Here is a 526-nt window from a genome sequence, read left to right as displayed (position 1 = left end):
TACATATAAAGAAAATTTACCTATTTATATAGCAGAGCAAGAAGAAGTGATAGTAGGTTTTGCTTGTTATGATGTAGTGAGAGGGAAGAAAGGATTGTTTGGTCCAATGGGCACAGCGAAACAAAATCGTGTGAAAGGTGTAGGGAAGCAATTGTTACATCGTAGTTTATATAGTATGAAGCAAGATGGATATGAATATGCAATTATTGGACAAGCGGGTCCGGTTGAGTTTTATGAGCGATGTTGTAATGCGCGTTTAATACCAATAATGGATAAATAACCAACTTCATTTAGGTGGAGTTGGTTTTATTATGAAAACAATGTGGAAATGTAGTGGTTTTTACTAGAAAATAGCGGGTTTTGTAGTAAATCTTACAAATAAAGCAAATTACTAAACTTTTTATAAGAAAGGGTGTAGAATGGGTATCTAAAGAAAGAAGGTGTGAAAATGGCCAGCTGGAAACGAAATTTAATGATTTGTTGGCTAGGTTGTTTTACCACTGCAGCCGGTATGAGTTTAGTAATT

The 526-nt window shown here is 34.6% G+C and carries 1 protein-coding gene and 1 pseudogene; both read left to right on the top strand.

Annotated features, from left to right (window positions below):
• Positions 1–280 (top strand): GNAT family N-acetyltransferase (locus tag KI369_RS28325; protein ID WP_212958971.1); only part of this gene is annotated, 280 nt, incomplete at its 5' end.
• A gap of 168 nt (positions 281–448) precedes the next feature.
• Positions 449–526, top strand: a pseudogene (locus KI369_RS28320) (MFS transporter); the annotation flags it as partial.

This window comes from Bacillus sanguinis (assembly GCF_018332475.1).
Taxonomy (GTDB): Bacteria; Bacillota; Bacilli; order Bacillales; family Bacillaceae_G; genus Bacillus_A; species Bacillus_A sanguinis.
Note: the sequence above shows the minus strand (reverse complement) of the source record. Positions and strands in the feature narration are given on the sequence as shown.